Below are 17904 nucleotides of genomic sequence, written 5' to 3'. Positions count from 1 at the left end.
AGGTTTTTCGAGGAATTGAACATGAGCAACGTCGACCACGCCGAAATCGCCAAATTCGAGGCCCTGGCCCATCGCTGGTGGGACCGTGAAAGCGAATTCAAGCCGCTGCACGACATCAACCCGCTGCGGGTCAACTGGATCGACGAGCGGGTCAATCTGGCCGGCAAGAAAGTCCTCGACGTCGGTTGCGGCGGCGGCATCCTCAGCGAAGCCATGGCCCAGCGCGGCGCCACCGTGATGGGCATCGACATGGGCGAAGCGCCACTGGCGGTCGCACAACTGCATCAGCTGGAATCCGGGGTCAGCGTCGAATACCGGCAGATCACCGCCGAAGCCCTCGCCGACGAAATGCCCGAGCAGTTCGACGTGGTCACCTGCCTGGAAATGCTCGAGCACGTGCCGGATCCATCCTCGGTAATCCGTGCCTGCTTCCGCATGGTCAAGCCGGGCGGCCAGGTATTCTTCTCGACCATCAACCGCAACCCGAAGGCGTATCTGTTCGCGATCATCGGCGCCGAATACATCATGAAGCTGCTGCCGCGCGGCACCCACGACTTCAAGAAATTCATCCGCCCATCCGAGCTCGGTGCGTGGAGCCGCATGGCTGGCCTGACCGTCAAGGACATCATCGGCCTGACCTACAACCCGCTGACCAAGCACTACAAGCTGGCCAACGACGTTGACGTCAATTACATGATCCAGACCCTGCGCGAGGAATAAGCCGATGGCCATCAGAGCGGTACTTTTCGACATGGACGGCACCCTGCTCGACACCGCGCCGGACTTCATCGCCATCTGCCAGGCGATGCGCGCCGATCGCGGTCTGCCGCCGATCAACGACAAGCACATCCGCGACGAGATTTCCGGCGGGGCCAAGGCCATGGTCGCGGTGACGTTCTCGATGGATCCGGAATCGCCGGGCTTCGAAGAACTGCGTCTGGAGTTTCTCGAGCGCTATCTGGTCGGTTGCGCGGTGCACAGCAAACTGTTCGACGGCATGGGCGAACTGCTCGCCGATATCGAAAAGGCCAACCTGATCTGGGGCGTGGTCACCAACAAACCGGTGCGCTTCGCCGAGCCGATCATGCAGCGTCTGGGGCTGGCCGAGCGTTCGGCGCTGCTGATCTGCCCGGATCATGTGAAGAACAGCAAGCCGGATCCGGAGCCGCTGATCCTCGCCTGCAAGATGCTTGATCTGGATCCGTCGACCGTGCTGTTTATCGGCGATGATCTGCGCGATATCGAATCGGGCCGCGATGCCGGGACCAAGACCGCTGCGGTGACTTACGGCTACATCCACCCGGACGACAACCCGCGGCACTGGGGCGCAGACGTGGTGGTGGACCATCCGCTGGAATTGCGCAAGGTGCTCGACAGCGCGCTGTGCAGCTGCTGACCTGACTGTTGCAAGCTCCCTGTGTGGCGAGGGGATTTATCCCCGCTGGGTTGTGCAGCTGCCGACCTGAATGTTGCAAGCTCCCTGTGTGGCGAGGGGATTTATCCCCGCTGGGCTGCGAAGCGGCCCCCGCTTTCATCCAGGCAATGTGACACACAGGTTTTGCGACGGCTTCGCCGCCGAACGGGGATAAATCCCCTCGCCACAGGGGTGAAGCAGATCTTCATGAAATGGATTGTGAGGTTTTTATGTTTGATTACACCGCTCGCCCTGAATTGCTCAAGGATCGGGTCATTCTGGTCACCGGTGCCGGGCGCGGCATCGGCGCGGCTGCGGCGAAAACCTATGCCGCCCACGGTGCCACCGTGCTGCTGCTGGGCAAGACCGAAGCCAATCTGACCGAGGTCTACGACGAAATCGAAGCAGCGGGCCACCCGCAACCGGCGGTGATCCCGTTCAACCTCGAGACCGCCCTGCCCCATCAATATGATGAGCTGGCCGCGATGATCGAAACCGAGTTCGGCCATCTCGACGGCCTGCTGCACAACGCTTCGATCATCGGCCCGCGCACGCCGATCGAACAACTGTCCGGCGAAAACTTCATGCGTGTCATGCAGGTCAACGTCAACGCGATGTTCATGCTGACCAGCACACTGCTGCCGCTGCTCAAGCTGTCCCAGGATGCCTCGGTGGTGTTCACCTCCAGCAGCGTCGGGCGCAAGGGTCGCGCGTACTGGGGCGCTTACGGCGTGTCGAAATTCGCCACCGAAGGCCTGATGCAAACCCTGGCCGATGAAGTGGAGGGCGTTGCGCCGGTACGCTCCAACAGCATCAACCCGGGCGGTACGCGCACCAGCATGCGCGCGCAGGCTTATCCGGGGGAAAATCCGCTGAACAACCCGACACCGGAAGAGATCATGCCGGTGTATCTGTACCTGATGGGCCCGGACAGCGCGGGCGTCAATGGCCAGGCTTTCAACGCCCAATAACGCCATACGTCGCATTTGTTGCCGCGGCAGAATGCTGTCGCGGCAAGCCATTGCCGCTCATAACCGTCACAAAGCCGCCAATAACCCAGCGCGGCCGCCCGGCATCCATCAGCAAGTCTTTGATTCGAAAAGCTTTAAATTAAATCGAACCGAATGGCACGGGTTTCGCTCTAAATTCCCTCAAAACATGCCGTGTGATGGCCATGGGGCAACGCCGATTTCGATAGCTGACTGATCGTCTTGCGGCAGACTAAACTTACGCCAAACGTCCTACGGGACTGATGGATCAGTACGACGCGCAGCCCATAGCCGCTCTCACCCAGCCTGTAAGACAGACTTACTGCTTAGGGGCTCACGCCATATGAAATCTCCTTCCCAGACCCATGCAATTGACTTTGACAGTGCCAAATTGCAGCGCCTGGGCTTCGGTCAACTACCGGCGCTGATCGAGCGCCCGACCAGCCTGGCGCAATTGCGTCAGCAAATGAGCCTGCAACTGCAAACCAGCCTGGAGCCACAGCGCATCCTTGGCCTGTTCTTTCGCGAAATCCAACGCCTGGTGCCGCTGGACGCCCTGAGCTATGTGCATCAGGCCAGCGACTTGCGCCTGGAGTTCGGCGCGCGCGGTCACCATTCGGTCAGCTACACCCTGAGCCACGAAGGCGAGCACATGGGCGAGCTGGTCTTCCGCCGCAATCAGCGTTTCAACGACAAGGAACAGGGCGACCTCGAGTCGCTGCTGTCCTGCCTGCTGTACCCGATGCGCAACGCCCTGCTCTACCGTGCTGCGACGCAAAGTGCCTTGCGCGACCCGTTGACCGGTGCCGGCAACCGGGTAGCCATGGAGCAGACCTTGCAGCGCGAGATCGACATGTCGCGCCGCCATGCGCAACCGCTGTCGGTGCTGATGCTCGACATCGACCACTTCAAACGGGTCAACGATGACCACGGGCATGGCGCCGGTGATGAAGTGCTCAGAGCCATTGCCGCGTCGATCAAGGCGCAACTGCGCAACGTCGACATGGTGTTCCGTTATGGCGGCGAAGAGTTTCTGATCCTGCTGTCCAACACCGGTCGCGAGGCGGCGGCGATGGTCGGCGAGCGTTTGCGCCAGGCGACGCAGTCGGAGGAATACTTTGCCGATGGCCAGTTGATCGAGATCACCGTGAGTCTGGGATGCTCGACGTTACTGCCGGGGGAGTCGGCGGACAGCTTGCTGCGCCGGGCCGACAGTGCGCTCTATGTCGCAAAGCGCGAGGGGCGGAACCGGCTGGCGATGGCCGGCTAAAAATCATTGTGGGAGCGAGCCTGCTCGCGAAGAGGGGTGTCAGACAACGATTCGTTGCATGACCCACCGCTTTCGCGAGCAGGCTCGCTCCCACAGTTCGATCAGCTTTCGGTTACGGTCCGGCGCTCTCGGTTGACCAACAAGCGCTCCGAAGTCTCCAACTGCATGCACCGCTCCAGAAACAGGTACATGTAGTCATAACTCTTGCAGATCGCCTGCCGCAGCTCGGCCTGCAACGCCTTGCTCGGGTTCAGGCCGGCCAGGGTGCAGATGATTTCCAGCGCTTCCCACGGATGGGCATCGTCGTACTGGGCATGCATCTTCAACCACTTCATCGCGCGTTTGCGATCTTCTTCCGGGAACGCCGCGGCGTAGACCCCGTTCGAGCAGACCACCGCTGACCACTCCCCGGTCGCCCCCTCGATCGCATAGTTGGTCGCGGCAATCGCCACGATCAGCGAATCCGCCGAGCTGGTGTGCCAGCACCAATGACTCAGAGCATGCAGCTCCGGCGGCACTTGCTGGGCCTGGAGATCTTCGAGGCTGACGCCATGGGCGCGGCTCCAGTGCATCCAGTAGTCGGCATGGTTGAGTTCGACGCGAATGTTGCGCATCAGCCAGCGCCGCGCCATGTCCTCGCCGGGGTGGCGGGCGAAGCGGGTCTTGGTGAGGTTCTGCGCCATGTACAAGGCAAACTGCTCGACCACCGGCCAGCCGCCGATGAGGTACTGGCGCATGGTTTTCGCGCTGAGTCTGTTGTCGCGCATGCGCTGATAAAGTTCATGTTCGACAACCCGGCGCTTGCTCTCGCTGCAATCCTTGATGAGCTGTTGCGCCCAGGCAGGGTAACTTGCAGCTTCCATGAGGGGTCCGGTTCGGTTGAATGTGTCGATCACTGTTCGGCTCCTTTTGAGTTGTGATGGCAAGGATCGGCGAGAGACTTCAACGGAACGTGCCAGGCGCTTTGAACAACAACGGCTGCGGTCTGGCAGGGCGACTTTGCAAACTGTCACAGGTAAATAACTGCGGGCGCTCGATGACATACCCCTGAGCGTAATCCACACCTATTTCAAGCAATGCCTGTTCGATCTGGTTAGTTTCAACAAACTCGGCAATTGTCTGCTTACCCATAACATGGCCGATGTGATTGATCACTTCGACCATTGCCCGATTAATCGGGTCGTCCAGCATATCCTTAACGAAACTCCCGTCGATCTTCAGGAAGTCTACAGGCAAATGTTTCAAGTAAGCGAATGAAGACATTCCGGCACAAAAGTCATCCAGAGAAAAGTGACAGCCTAAGCCTTTGAGTTCATTGATAAAACGAATTGCACTGCCAAGATTAGCGATTGCACTGGTTTCAGTAATTTCAAAACAAATCATTTCAGGCGGTATAGCGTAGTTAACAAACTGTTCCCGCAGGAAGTGCAAAAACGCGTCATCTCCTATAGTAATGCCTGACAGATTAATCGCACACATCGCCAAAGGAAGTTCATGTTCCTGTTCAATACACTGGGCAATAACCTTGAAAACATTTTCAACTACCCAGCGATCTAACTGGGTCATCAAACCATATCGCTCCGCTGCCGGAATAAAGCTGTCAGGCAAAATCATCCGCCCGGATTCATCATGCAAACGCAGGAGGATTTCGATGTGTCCGGCCTGGCCGGGTTGCGGCTTGAGCGGCGCGATCTGTTGGGCGTAAAGGCAAAAGCGGTTTTCTTCCAGCGCCATATGCAGGCGCTGTACCCAGGCCATTTCACCGAAGCGCATGGACAGTTCGGAATCATCGGCATGGTAGACCTGCACGCGGTTGCGGCCCTTTTCCTTGGCCATGTAGCAAGCCATGTCCGCCGCACGCAACGAGGCCTCAAGGCTGGTGGGATTCTGCGCGATATGCACCAGGCCGATACTGACGGTGGTCAGGAACGGCCGCCCCTTCCAGACAAAATGCAGGTTCTGCACGGTCTGGCGCAGGCTTTCGGCAATCTTCTCGGCGATGTCCGGCGGGCAGTTCTCGAGCAAAATCCCGAATTCATCGCCGCCCAGTCGCGCCAGGGTATCGCCCTCGCGCAAGTCTGATTGCAGCAGCGTGCAGATGTGCCGCAGCAACTCATCGCCCGCCGCGTGCCCGCAGGTGTCGTTGACCAGTTTGAACTGGTCCAGATCGAGGAACATCAGCGCGTGCCGCCCGGGCTGGCGCGTCAGCTTGTGCAAGGCCTGTTCGAGGCGATATTCGAATTCGCGGCGGTTGGCCAGCCCGGTCAGCGCATCGTGGGTCGCCTGCCAGGACAGATTGGCGATGTATTGCCGCTCCTGGGTCATGTCGTGCAGCACCAGCACCGTGCCGCTGACATTCCCGGCATTGCGGATCGGCGCGCCGACCAGGGTCACCGACAGGGTGCTGCCGTCCAGCCGCTGAATCAGCTTGGAATGTTCGCTGCCGCCGCTGAGCTGGCCGCTGAGAATGTGCTCGATCAACGTCAGCCCTTCGGTCTGGGCGTTATCGTCGAGCAGGTTGAACAGCGCCGACAACGGCAGCCCTGCCGCCTGCTCGGCCTTCCAGTGCGTCATGGCCTCGGCGGCCGGGTTCATGTAATCGATCGCGCCGTTGACGTCGGTGGTGATCACGCCATCACCAATCGACTGCAGCGTGATATGCGCGCGATCCTTTTCCAGTTGCAGCGCCTGGGCAAACTCATGGCGCTGCTTGAGCAGTTTGTGCGTGCGCCACAGCGCCAGCGCGATCAGACCCAGCGCGGTGGCCAGGTTGGTGAACAGCAGCAGGCGCATGATCACCCGCGAGCCTTCGCCCAAGGCATCGCTGAAGGCTCTGGCGGCTGGAGTGACCGCATCGTTGATCGCGAAGATCTGTGCTTTCCAGCGCCGCACATCGCCCGGGCTGGCCTGGTTCTGCGCAATGCCTTGGTGCATCTCCTGCGCGACTTCGTGCAGTCGGTCGAGATACGCATCGCCAATCGTCCAGCGATCGATCGCGGTTTCCAGATAACTGTAGTGGCGGAAATTGAGGTATAGCCAGATCAGGCTGGAGACATCGTCGGGGTGATTGCCACCCTTGAGAATGCCTTCGCGCGCCGCTTGCAGATCCGGCGGCTGACGATCCAGCGCCAGACGCAATTGGTGCCCGCCCTGGGGCACGGCGATCGCCGTCAGGTATTTGCGATAGATCGCCTCGTCACGGCTGTCGGCGTACAGGTTGAGGTAATAGATGGCGTCTTTCTGGCCCTTGGACCACAGGCTTTCGCCAGCGACGTAGCCACGCACGGCCGAAAGCACGTAAAGGCTCACGCCCCCCAGTAATGCCTGGAACACCACGACAGCAATAAAGGGCCAGACGATACCCAACAACCGTGGTGTTCCCAGAGTCTGCTTTTGCTTCATGAGAGTCCTTGCATGAGCACTGCCCGCTCGCCTTCCGGGCGAATTCGCTATGACGAGACTAGGTGGGGTTCTCGTTCAAGGCAAGGCGCGGCGTTACACCGCGCGCAGAACCTCTGACAGGCCGGCAAGGGTTTCGATCAGTGCTGTTGCAAGTTGCCGTAGAGCTTGGCGTACAGACCGCCGTCGGCGATCAGCTGGCGATGGTCGCCATCCTCGGCGATCTGCCCGCCGTCGAACACCAGCACGCGGTCCGCCTGTTTCACCGCCGACAGGCGATGGGCAATGATCAGCGTGGTGCGGCCATGGAGAAATTTCGCCATCGCCTGGTGCAGGTTGTACTCGGTGGCGGCGTCGAGGGCCGAGGTGGCTTCGTCGAGAATCACCACTTTCGGCTCGGCGAGAATCATCCGCGCAATCGCCAGACGCTGGCGCTGGCCGCCGGACAAACGCACGCCGGAGCGACCAACGATGCTGTCGAGGCCAGCGGGCAGCGCACGGATGGTCGCGGCCATTTGCGCAATTTCCAGCGCCTGCCAACAGGCTTCGTCGCTGCGCATGCGGCCCATGGTCAGGTTGGCGCGCACGCTGTCGTTGAACAGCGCCGGATGCTGCAGCACCACCGCGACGTTCTCGCGCACGGTCTCCAGACCGATCTCCTGCTGGGTCGATCCGCCGAAGCGAATGGTCCCGGCCGCTGGCGTGTACAGACCCAGCAGCAACTGCACCAAGGTACTTTTGCCGCCGCCGCTGGCGCCGACGATCGCGACTTTTTCGCCGGGCAGGATCGACAGGTTCATCTGGTCCAGCACCAACTCGTCGCCGTAACCGAAACTCAGGCCTTGTACCTCGATGCCGACGGTGTCGCGCCCCTTGAACGGATCGATGCCGCCGGAATACTGCGGCTCGTCGGCGCGCGCCAGCAGTTCATTGATCCGCGTCAGCGCACCGCCCGCTGCGTAGTAGGCGTATTGCAGATTGAGCAGCTGTTCGACCGGGCCGATCATGAACCACAGGTAACTGAACACCGCGAGCATCTGCCCGATCGACAGGTCGGAAAACAGCACGGTGAGCATCGCCGCCGCGCGGAAGATGTCGATGCCGAACTGGAACAACAAGCCACTGGCGCGGTTCGAGGCGTCGGTTTTCCACTGCGAGTTGACTGCGTAGTTGCGTACCTCCTGCGCGCGCAAACCGAGGCGCCCGAGGAAATAGCCCTGACGATTGCCCGCGCGCACTTCCTGAATCGCATCGAGAGTTTCGCTCAGCGCCTGAGTGAAGCGCGAGGTGCTGTCGTTCTCCAGCTTCTTCAGATGCTTGACGCGCTTGCCCAACTGCACGGTGGCGTAGATCACCAACGGGTTGAACAGCAGGATCAGCAGCGCCAGCTTCCAGTGCATCCACATGAGGATGCTGGCGGTGCCGACCAGGGTCAGCATCGCGACGAGGAAGCGGCTGAGGGTTTCGCCGACGAATTTGTCGAGGGTATCCAGATCTGTGACCAGGTGCGTGGTCACCGTGCCGCTGCCGAGGCTTTCGTATTCGCCGAGGGAAATGCGCTTGAGCCGCTCGATCAGGCGTACGCGAATGCGGTAGACGATGTCCTTGGCCAAGCGCGCGAACAGCCGCGACTGCAACACGCCAAAACACAGGGCGCTGCAACGCAAAGTCAGGGTCACCACCAGCATCAGGCCGATATAACCCGCCGCCTGCTGCCACATGCTCGGCAGAAAATGGTTCATGACTTTCAGCGCGGCATCGCCGTGGCCGAGCAGCACTTCGTCGACCAGCAACGGCAGCAGCAACGGGATCGGCACGCTGCACAGCGTCGCCAGCACGGCCACGCCGTTGGCGATCCACAGGGATTTCTTGTGATGCAGTGCCAGACGCCGGACTTCAGCCCAGCTCAGCCGGTCGACACGCTCTACGGCTGGCGTGTCATCGGCACGGTCAGACACAGGCCGCGCGCTCCAGCCAGCGGCCGAGCAACGGCGAAAGCTCGCTGAGCGGTTGATAGCCGTTGGTCAGCAGCGCCAGTTGCCCGTTGCGCTCGGCCAGCAGGGTCGGAAAACCGGCGATGCCCAGATCCTGGACCCAGGTGAAATCGGCCTGGGTCGCCTTGTGCTGATCGGCATGATCGAACAACGCGGCGAATTCGATACGCGGCACACCGGCCTGCTCTGCCAGTTCGACCAGCACGCTGGCCTGAGTGACATCGCGACCTTCGGCGTAAAACGCCTGCTGGATCAACCCGACCAGTGTCCACGCGCAATCCGGCGCCAGACTGCGCGCGGTGACAATCGCGCGACAGGCAGGCTCGGTGTCGTAGACAAAACCGTCGGGCAGCGCGCCGTCGAACTTGAACGGCTGGCCGGTGGCCTCGGTGACCGCTTGCCAGTGCTCGAGAATGTAGCGCCGCGTGGTCGGCTCCAGCGCCGAGCCACTGCCGGTGCGCAAACCGCCGACCACCAGATGCAGTTCGACCCCGGCTGCCTGCGCCTGCTCGACCAGTGCCTTGGCCACCGGAGCAAAACCCCAGCACCATGAACACATCGGATCCATCACATAGAGCAGGCGCGCAGACATGGTTAAGCCTCGGTGGATGCTTGCTTATAGTTGTAGCCGATCGGGTGCGGCTGATTGCGTGCCTTGGCCAGTTCGATCTGCTTTTGCCGATCGATGGCGCTGCGCCGGGTTTTCTCGCTGAGCTTGTCCCAGCAGTGCGGGCAACTGATGCCGGCGACGTAGTGCTCGGAGGCGCGATCTTCAACGCTGACCGGCGTGCGGCAGGCATGACATTGATCGTAGTCGCCTTCCGTCAGGTCGTGACGCACGGTCACGCGGTTGTCGAAGACGAAGCAGTCGCCGCGCCACTTGGTTTCTTCCTGCGGCACCTCTTCGAGGTACTTCAGGATGCCGCCCTTGAGGTGGTAAACCTCTTCGAAACCTTCGCCGAGCATATAGCTCGAGGCTTTCTCGCAGCGAATGCCGCCGGTGCAGAACATCGCGACCTTCTTGTGCACGGCCGGGTCGAAGTGTTCTTTGATGTAATCGGGAAACTCGCGAAAACTGGTGGTTTTCGGATCGATGGCGCCTTCGAAGGTGCCGATCGACACTTCGTAATCGTTGCGCGTGTCGATCAGCAGCACTTCCGGGTCGCTGATCAGCGCGTTCCAGTCCTGCGGCTCGACGTAAGTGCCGACCTTCTTGTTCGGGTCAACGCCTTCAACGCCGAGGGTGACGATCTCTTTCTTCAGCTTGACCTTGGTGCGATAGAACGGCTGCTCATCGCAGTACGATTCCTTGTGATCGATGTCGACCATGCGTGGATCGTTCTTGAGCCAGGCGAGCAGGCCGTCGATACCTTCGCGGCTGCCGGAAACCGTGCCGTTGATGCCTTCTTCGGCGATCAGCAGAGTGCCTTTGATGCCGTTGTCGACCATCGCTTGCAGCAGTGGCTCGCGCAGGTCTACGTAATCTTCGAGGGTGACGAACTTGTACAGTGCCGCCACGACAATCGGTTGTGTCATGGGTATTTCTCCAGGTGGCTACCCTCGCAAAGGGTGAACCGGATTCAAAAAAAAACGCGCCGGCTAAGCGGCGCGTCGGGATTCTAGCAAAAAAGCAGCTTCAAGCTTCAAGCTTCAAGCTTCAAGCTTCAAGCTTCAAGCGGCAAGATGATCCGCTTTTAACTTGCAGCTTGAAGCTTGCAGCTTACAGCTTGCTTCCTCCCGCACAGGTCGGCGACGCCGGGGCGCCGTCGATCTCTGCCCATTCCTGCGGGGTGTAGGTGTGCAGCGCCAACGCATGGAACTCGCCCATCAGCTCGCCGAGCGTGCCGTAGACTTTCTGGTGGCGCTTGACCCGGTTCAGGCCTTCGAACTGCGCGCTGACCACCACCGCTTTGTAGTGGGTCTGTGACCCGCGACTGTGCATGTGGCTTTCGTCCAGCACTTGCAGGTGCTCAGGCTGCAACAGGGCCAGCGTCGATTCGATGCGTTGTTGCATGGTCATCACGAACTCCGCTTACTTCTTCTTGGCTGGCGCCGCGGCCGGGGTCAGCTCTTTGGTCATGTCGTCGAGCAGCTTGTTGACCACTGGCACCGCGCTTTCCAGTTTGCCCTGGGTCATCTGCGCCGATTGCTGGGTCAGCTGCGGCATTTTTTCCAGGACTTTCTTGCCCAGTGGCGACTGGTAGAAGGCAACCAGATCTTTAAGCTCGGATTCGCTGAAGTTGCTGGTGTAGAGCTTGACCATGTCGGGCTTGAGCTTGTTCCAGCCGATGGCCTGGTCCAGCGCGGCGTTGGCCTTGGCCTGGTAGGTTTCGAGCACGGCTTTCTTCGACTCAGGGGCTTTGGTCTGTTCAAAGCGCTGGGCGAACATTTGCTGCACTTGCATGTACACCGGGGTACCCAGCTTGTCAGCGTGAGCCAGCGTCAGGAAAGCTTCGGCACTGGCGTTGTGGCTGGCGGTATCGGCAAGCACCTGGCCGCTGGCGCAAACCAGTGCAACCGCGGTACAGATGGCGCGAAGACGAGTCATCGAGTTTCCTTTAAGCAAAGCGAGGTCGAACCCCAAGGGCGACCATTCTGCGCCTAACAATCGCTGTGGCTCAACCCCCGGCCCTTGCCGCGCTTGATTGGCGGGGTTTTGCGGTCAACAATCGAGCCGATGGAACCACCCGGGCCGACGCCGGCCTAAATTGCGCCAACAGACCAACAGGAGTGTGCACGATGAGCCGTATCGAAACCGACAGCCTGGGCCAGATCGAGGTCCCGGACGACGCTTACTGGGGTGCTCAGACGCAACGCTCGCTGATCAACTTCGCCATCGGTCAGGAACGCATGCCGCTACCGGTGCTGCACGCCCTGGCCCTGATCAAGAAAGCCGCCGCACGGGTCAACGACCGCAACGGTGACCTGCCTGCCGACATCGCCCGCCTGATCGAACAGGCCGCCGATGAAGTGCTCGCCGGCGAGCATGACGAGCAGTTCCCGCTGGTGGTCTGGCAGACCGGCAGCGGTACCCAGAGCAACATGAACGTCAACGAAGTGATCGCCGGTCGCGCCAACGAACTGGCCGGCAACCCGCGCGGCGGCAAGTCGCCGGTGCACCCGAACGATCACGTCAACCGCTCGCAAAGTTCCAACGACTGCTTCCCCACTGCCATGAGCATCGCCACCGCCAAAGCGGTGCAGGAACAACTGCTGCCGGCGATTGCCGAGCTGTCCGGCGGCCTTGCCGAACTGGCGGCGCGGCACATGAAACTGGTGAAGACCGGGCGCACGCACATGATGGACGCGACGCCGATCACCTTCGGTCAGGAACTGTCCGGTTTCATCGCGCAACTGGATTACGCCGAGCGCGCGATTCGTGCCGCGCTGCCGGCAGTCTGCGAACTGGCTCAGGGCGGCACCGCCGTTGGTACCGGTTTGAATTCACCACACGGTTTCGGTGAGGCGATTGCCGCCGAACTCGCAGCACTGTCCGGTTTGCCGTTCGTCACCGCGCCGAACAAGTTCGCCGCGCTGGCCGGTCATGAACCGTTGGTAACGCTGTCGGGTGCACTGAAAACCCTCGCCGTGGCCTTGATGAAGATCGCCAACGACCTGCGTCTGCTGGGCTCAGGTCCTCGCGCAGGTTTCGCTGAAGTGAAGCTGCCGGCCAACGAACCGGGCAGCTCGATCATGCCCGGCAAGGTCAACCCGACCCAGTGCGAAGCGCTGTCGATGCTCGCCTGCCAAGTGCTCGGCAATGACGTGGCGATCGGTTTTGCCGCCAGTCAGGGGCACTTGCAGCTGAACGTGTTCAAACCGGTGATCATCCACAACCTGCTGCAATCGATCCGTCTGCTTGGTGATGGCTGCAGCAACTTCCAGCAGCACTGCATCGCCGGCCTCGAACCGGATGCCGAGGTCATGGCCAAGCATCTGGAACGTGGATTGATGCTGGTGACCGCGCTGAACCCGCACATCGGTTATGACAAGTCGGCGGAGATCGCCAAGAAGGCCTACAGCGAAGGGCTGACTTTGCGTGAGGCGGCGTTGCAGCTGGGTTATCTGACGGATGAAGAGTTCGACGCTTGGGTGCGGCCGGAAAACATGATCGAGGCTGGCGCCAAGGGCTGAGTCATTTAGCGCCTGAAAATCCGTCTTCGCGAGCAGGCTCGCTCCCACAGGAAAATTGCATTGCAAAGTGGGAGCGAGCCTGCTCGCGAATTCAGGCCCCGCCGATCTTCAGCCAGGCACAACCCTGGCCCGCCGCGCCTTGAGGCCGGCAATCAACGACGGCCCCAACGCCACCAGCGCCGAACCCAGCACCACCAGCACCGCCCCGCCATAGCCCAGCGCATTGATCTGCTCGGCATGCACATAGTCCGGCCAGATCCGCGCCGCAATCGCCACCGCCACAAACGTCACCAGCGGCGTGATTGCCAATGTTGCGCTGACCCGCGATGCTTCCCAGTGCGCCAGTGCTTCGGCGAATGCGCCGTAGGCGATCAAGGTGTTCATGCAGCACGCCAATAGCAGCCAGCCCTGCAACGGGCTCAGGTTGAGCGCTTCCAGCGGATGCACCCACGGCGTCAGCAATAGCCCGCAGAACAGATAGATCACCATCATCACCTGCAACGAATTCCACACCGTGAGCAATTGCTTCTGGCCCAGCGCATAGAAGGTCCAGACCGTCGACGCCAGCAGCACCAAGAGCACGCCGGCTGTGTAATCAGACAGCGAGGTCAGCAGCTCGGCCAGGCGCTGATTGAAGAACAGACCAAAGCCGACCAGCAACACCAGCAGGCCGATGCCCTGGCCGATGCTGAAGCGCTCCTTGAACACGAACAGGCTGGCGATCAGCAGCATGATCGGCCCCATTTGCACCACCAATTGCGCGGTGCCGGGGCTGAGCAGGTTGAGGCCCATCAGGTACAGCACGTAATTGCCGACCAGCCCCAGTACCGCCATCAGCACCAGCCAACCACCCTTGGGCCCGAGCACCTTGCGCCTTGGCAGGCGCTTGACCGACGCCAGATAGATGAACAGGCAGCCACCGGACACCATCAGGCGAAACCAGGTCACCGTGACCGGGTCCATCACCTGCAATACCTGTTTGAGCTTGATCGGTAGGATGCCCCACAGAAACGCGGTCAGCAGCGCCAGGAACAGTCCGTACACCCAGCGCCCTGATGAAATGTGCATGCGAACCCCAAAAGCCTGCTGACAAGAACACTCATTCTAGGCGTCCGGCTGCGCACAACACAGGGACAGTTACCGGCAGGCCGCGAATGAAACTGTGCAGGTCGCAGCAGTAAACCGGCGCGCCGCCGTTGATCGGCCGGGCAGGCGCGCCAAGTGCTTCAGGCATAAGCTGATTGCAGACTTTTCAACGCATTGATCAGGGAGACCGACATGTACGCCATGCGCGCCGAGGACAGCGCCCCCGCCACCCGTTTTCGCAGCGACCGCGTGTGTCGGGTCAATGGCGAGCTGTATTTCAGCACCCGGGAAAATACCCTCGAAGGGCCGTATGACAGTCAGGTGATCGAGCGGGAGATTCAGGCTTATATAGCGCGGATGCAGCGGCAGGGTTCCAGCCGCTGAACCGTGGCGCTGCCTTCGCGAGCAGGCTCGCTCCCACAGGATTTTGGTGAACATTGAAATTATGTACACCCTGAACCTGTGGGAGCGAGCCTGCTCGCGAAGGGGCCTGAACAGGCAACCAATCCTTTAGCGCACCGCCTCAAACAACCCACTCGCCCCCATCCCGCCACCCACGCACATGGTGACGATGCCGTAGCGCAAATTGCGTCGCTGCAATTCCCGGATCAGATGCCCGACCTGACGCGAGCCGGTCATACCGAACGGGTGGCCGATGGAAATCGAGCCGCCGTTGACGTTGTATTTGTCGTTGTCGATCTCCAGCCGGTCGCGGCTGTACAGGCACTGCGAAGCGAACGCCTCGTTCAATTCCCACAGATCGATATCCGCCACCTGCAGGCCCTTGGCCTTGAGCAGTTTCGGCACCGAGAACACCGGGCCGATGCCCATTTCGTCCGGCTCGCAGCCGGCGACGGTGAAGCCACGGAAAAACGCTTTCGGCTTGAGCCCCAGTTCCAAGGCTTTGTCCAGGCTCATCACCAGTGTCATCGAGGCACCGTCGGACAGCTGCGAGGAATTGCCCGCCGTCACCGAACCGTCGTCGGCGAACACCGGTTTCAAACCGGCAAGGCTTTCGTAGGTGGTGTCCGGGCGGTTGCAGTCGTCGCGCTCGACGACGCCGTCGACAATCTGCACTTCGCCGCTGTTCTTATCCTCGACCCGGTATTTCACCGCCATCGGCACGATTTCATCATCGAACAAACCCGCAGCCTGGGCCTGGGCCGTGCGGATCTGGCTTTGCAGCGCATAGCGATCCTGGGCCTCGCGGCTGACGCCGTAACGGCGCGCCACCACTTCGGCGGTCTGGCCCATGGTGTAGTAGATGCCGGGAGTCTGTTGCTTGAGCAGCGGGTTGATCAGGTGATCGGTGTTGACGCTTTTCAGGGTCAGGCTGATCGACTCGACGCCGCCAGCAACGATGATGTCGCTGCAACCGGAGGCGATCTGGTTGGCGGCAATCGCAATCGCCTGCAAGCCCGAGGAACAGAAACGGTTGAGGGTCATGCCGGCGGTGCCGGTGCCCAGGCGCGAAAGCACCGCGACGTTGCGCCCGATGTTGTAGCCCTGCGCGCCCTCGTTGGAGCCGGCGCCGACGATGCAGTCCTCGACGCTGGCCGGGTCGATATCGTTGCGGGTCAGCAGCGCATTGACGCAGTGGGCCGCCATGTCATCGGGGCGGGTCTGGTTGAACTTGCCGCGAAAGGATTTGGCCAGGCCGGTCCGCACGCTGTCGACGATCACCACTTCACGCATGGCATACCTCATTGTTGTTGTCGGTTGAGAGTGGACCTGAGCATAAGTCCACCTTCTTGCCGACCGCGAGGATCATTCACCCGGCGTATGCGCGGCCATCGCCTCAGTCCTTGTGCTTTTTGGCCTTCTTGTCGGATTTCTCGAACGCGTCTTCCAGCGCGCGGTTGATGGTGCGCAACACTTTCACCCGCGCCCAGCGTTTGTCATTGGCCTCGACCAGCGTCCACGGCGCGATCTCGGTGCTGGTGCGATCGACCATGTCGCCGACCGCCCGGCGATAGTCGTCCCACTTTTCCCGGTTGCGCCAGTCGTCCTCGGTAATCTTGAAGCGCTTGAAGGAAATCTCTTCGCGCTCCTGAAAGCGCTCCATCTGCGTGTCCTTGTCGATCGCCAGCCAGAACTTGACGACGATGACGCCGGCATCGGCCAGTTGCTCTTCGAAGTCGTTGATTTCGCCGTAGGCGCGCAGCCAGTCGGCCGGGGTGCAGAAGCCTTCGATCCGCTCGACCAGCACCCGCCCGTACCAGGAGCGGTCGAACACGGTGAATTTGCCCCGCGCTGGAATGTGCCGCCAGAACCGCCACAAATACGGTTGCGCGCGCTCTTCTTCGGTGGGCGCGGCGATCGGGACGATGCTGTACTGACGCGGATCGAGCGCGGCTGCCACGCGGCGAATCGCCCCGCCCTTGCCCGCCGCGTCGTTACCCTCGAACACCGCGACCAGCGCATGGCGGCGCATGCGTTTGTCGCGCATCAGCCCGGATAGACGCGCCTGTTCGGTGATCAGTTGTTCTTCATAGTCTTTCTTGTCCAGACGCTGGGTCAGGTCGAGGCTGTCGAGCAGGTTCAACTGATCGACCGGCGTGCCCAGCGGCGCGGCACTGACTTCGTGGGGATTGACGTCGGCACGCTTGAGCGCACTTTGCAGGCCTTCGAGGAGAATCTTGCCCACCGCCAGGCTGCGGTAATTGGCATCGACGCCTTCGATGACATGCCACGGCGCGTAATCGCGGCTGGTGCGGCGCAACACCCGCTCGCCGTATTTGACGAACTTGTCGTAGGTCTGCGACTGCTGCCAGTCCAACGGGCTGATGCGCCAACTGTGCAGCGGGTCGTCGGCCAGCGATTTTAGCCGCGCTTTCATCTGCTTCTTGGACAGGTGAAACCAGAACTTGAAGATCAGCGCGCCTTCATCGCAGAGCATTTTTTCCAGACGCTCGGCGCCAGCGATGGCCTGATCCAGACGCGGATCCTTGAACAGTCCGTGCACCCGGCCCTGGAGCATCTGGCTGTACCAGTTGCCGAAGAACACGCCCATCCGCCCCTTGGCCGGCAGCATGCGCCAGTAGCGCCAGGCGGGTGGCCGCGCCAGTTCTTCATCGGTTTGCTGGTCGAAGGTGCGCACTTCGATCAGGCGCGGATCCATCCATTCATTGAGCAGCTTGACCGTCTCGCCCTTGCCCGCCCCTTCGATGCCGTTGATCAGGATGATCACCGGAAAGCGTTTCTGCTGCTGCAACTCGAACTGCGCTTCCAGCAAGGCTTCACGCAGCGCAGGGACCGCCGCCTCATAAGTGTCTTTGTCGATGGCGTGACCGATTTCAGCGGATTCAAACATTGGACGGCTCCTTCCAGGGTTCAGCAAGACTAGCGGATTGGGCACGGGCGCAGGGCAGAAATTCCCATGAACTCAGGACGGAATGAGAACTTTGTGGTGAGGGGATTTAGCGTTGACTGGCTGTGCAGTAGTCGTAGATCCGGGAAGTGTGGTTTGGATCGGGAAACCGGGGTGGATGGTTTTGGGACTGCTTCGCAGTCCAGCGGGGATGAATCCCCTCGCCACAGGGTTCTTTTCACTGCGAGTCTTGTGGTTTTGGGACTGCTTCGCAGTCCAGCGGGGATGAATCCCCTCGCCACAGGGTT

16 protein-coding genes are annotated in these 17904 nt (G+C 60.9%); 6 read left to right on the top strand and 10 right to left on the bottom strand.

Annotated features, from left to right (window positions below; genetic code table 11):
- Window positions 1-21: 21 nt before the first annotated feature.
- From ubiG to D8U71_RS19730, 4 genes are all read left to right on the top strand, one after another.
- Window positions 22-720 (top strand): bifunctional 2-polyprenyl-6-hydroxyphenol methylase/3-demethylubiquinol 3-O-methyltransferase UbiG, encoded by a 699-nt coding sequence (ubiG, locus tag D8U71_RS19745; RefSeq protein WP_024013875.1) that lies wholly within the window; start codon window positions 22-24, stop codon window positions 718-720.
- Window positions 721-724: 4 nt separating this feature from the next.
- Window positions 725-1396 carry an N-acetylmuramic acid 6-phosphate phosphatase MupP gene (mupP, locus tag D8U71_RS19740; protein WP_016770929.1) on the top strand — a complete coding sequence of 224 codons (672 nt, stop codon included), beginning with the start codon at window positions 725-727 and terminating at the stop codon, window positions 1394-1396.
- Window positions 1397-1644: 248 nt separating this feature from the next.
- Window positions 1645-2385, top strand: coding sequence for a YciK family oxidoreductase (locus tag D8U71_RS19735; RefSeq protein WP_024013876.1), 741 nt, complete (start codon window positions 1645-1647; stop codon window positions 2383-2385).
- Window positions 2386-2746: 361 nt separating this feature from the next.
- Entirely contained in the window at window positions 2747-3673 is a 927-nt protein-coding gene (locus tag D8U71_RS19730; protein WP_024013877.1) for a GGDEF domain-containing protein, read from the top strand.
- A 101-nt stretch (window positions 3674-3774) separates the two neighbouring features.
- On the opposite strand, the gene D8U71_RS19725 is transcribed toward D8U71_RS19730, so the two are convergent.
- From D8U71_RS19725 to D8U71_RS19695, 7 genes are all read right to left on the bottom strand, one after another.
- A complete protein-coding gene (locus tag D8U71_RS19725) occupies window positions 3775-4569 on the bottom strand; it encodes an iron-containing redox enzyme family protein (protein ID WP_130888475.1) in 795 nt (264 codons plus the stop codon).
- 46 nt (window positions 4570-4615) lie between these two features.
- Window positions 4616-7075 (bottom strand): EAL domain-containing protein, encoded by a 2460-nt coding sequence (locus D8U71_RS19720; RefSeq protein WP_130888474.1) that lies wholly within the window; start codon window positions 7073-7075, stop codon window positions 4616-4618.
- A 137-nt stretch (window positions 7076-7212) separates the two neighbouring features.
- Complete coding sequence (locus D8U71_RS19715) at window positions 7213-9030, bottom strand: ABC transporter ATP-binding protein (RefSeq protein ID WP_125926379.1); 1818 nt, start codon at window positions 9028-9030, stop codon at window positions 7213-7215.
- Window positions 9023-9625 (bottom strand): DsbA family protein, encoded by a 603-nt coding sequence (locus D8U71_RS19710; RefSeq protein WP_177180902.1) that lies wholly within the window; start codon window positions 9623-9625, stop codon window positions 9023-9025. The genes D8U71_RS19715 and D8U71_RS19710 overlap by 8 nt, the downstream gene beginning before the upstream one ends.
- Window positions 9626-9660: 35 nt before the next feature.
- Window positions 9661-10602 (bottom strand): rhodanese-related sulfurtransferase, encoded by a 942-nt coding sequence (locus D8U71_RS19705; protein ID WP_016770934.1) that lies wholly within the window; start codon window positions 10600-10602, stop codon window positions 9661-9663.
- A gap of 184 nt (window positions 10603-10786) precedes the next feature.
- Window positions 10787-11086 (bottom strand): BolA family protein, encoded by a 300-nt coding sequence (locus tag D8U71_RS19700; RefSeq protein ID WP_122880394.1) that lies wholly within the window; start codon window positions 11084-11086, stop codon window positions 10787-10789.
- Between the two features lie 12 nt (window positions 11087-11098).
- Entirely contained in the window at window positions 11099-11614 is a 516-nt protein-coding gene (locus tag D8U71_RS19695; protein ID WP_016770936.1) for a DUF2059 domain-containing protein, read from the bottom strand.
- Between the two features lie 191 nt (window positions 11615-11805).
- Between D8U71_RS19695 and D8U71_RS19690 the strand changes: the two genes are divergently transcribed.
- Window positions 11806-13200 carry a class II fumarate hydratase gene (locus tag D8U71_RS19690; protein ID WP_016770937.1) on the top strand — a complete coding sequence of 465 codons (1395 nt, stop codon included), beginning with the start codon at window positions 11806-11808 and terminating at the stop codon, window positions 13198-13200.
- A gap of 108 nt (window positions 13201-13308) precedes the next feature.
- On the opposite strand, the gene D8U71_RS19685 is transcribed toward D8U71_RS19690, so the two are convergent.
- Window positions 13309-14268, bottom strand: a complete 960-nt coding sequence (locus tag D8U71_RS19685) for a DMT family transporter (RefSeq protein ID WP_130888473.1) — start codon at window positions 14266-14268, stop codon at window positions 13309-13311.
- A 210-nt stretch (window positions 14269-14478) separates the two neighbouring features.
- Between D8U71_RS19685 and D8U71_RS19680 the strand changes: the two genes are divergently transcribed.
- The gene (locus D8U71_RS19680) at window positions 14479-14670 is read left to right on the top strand and encodes a DUF6316 family protein (protein ID WP_122603652.1); all 192 of its coding nucleotides are present in this window, start codon (window positions 14479-14481) and stop codon (window positions 14668-14670) included.
- A 126-nt stretch (window positions 14671-14796) separates the two neighbouring features.
- On the opposite strand, the gene D8U71_RS19675 is transcribed toward D8U71_RS19680, so the two are convergent.
- Window positions 14797-15981 (bottom strand): thiolase family protein, encoded by a 1185-nt coding sequence (locus D8U71_RS19675; RefSeq protein WP_016770940.1) that lies wholly within the window; start codon window positions 15979-15981, stop codon window positions 14797-14799.
- A gap of 103 nt (window positions 15982-16084) precedes the next feature.
- Window positions 16085-17599: a polyphosphate:AMP phosphotransferase gene (pap, locus tag D8U71_RS19670; RefSeq protein WP_122611468.1), complete on the bottom strand. Its 1515-nt coding sequence runs from the start codon at window positions 17597-17599 to the stop codon at window positions 16085-16087.
- Window positions 17600-17904 lie beyond the last annotated feature (305 nt).

The organism is Pseudomonas sp. Sample_21, from assembly GCF_004307525.1.
GTDB lineage: Bacteria > Pseudomonadota > Gammaproteobacteria > Pseudomonadales > Pseudomonadaceae > Aquipseudomonas > Aquipseudomonas atacamensis.
The sequence above is the reverse complement of the archived record's forward strand: the minus strand, read 5'-3'. Positions and strand labels throughout refer to the sequence as shown.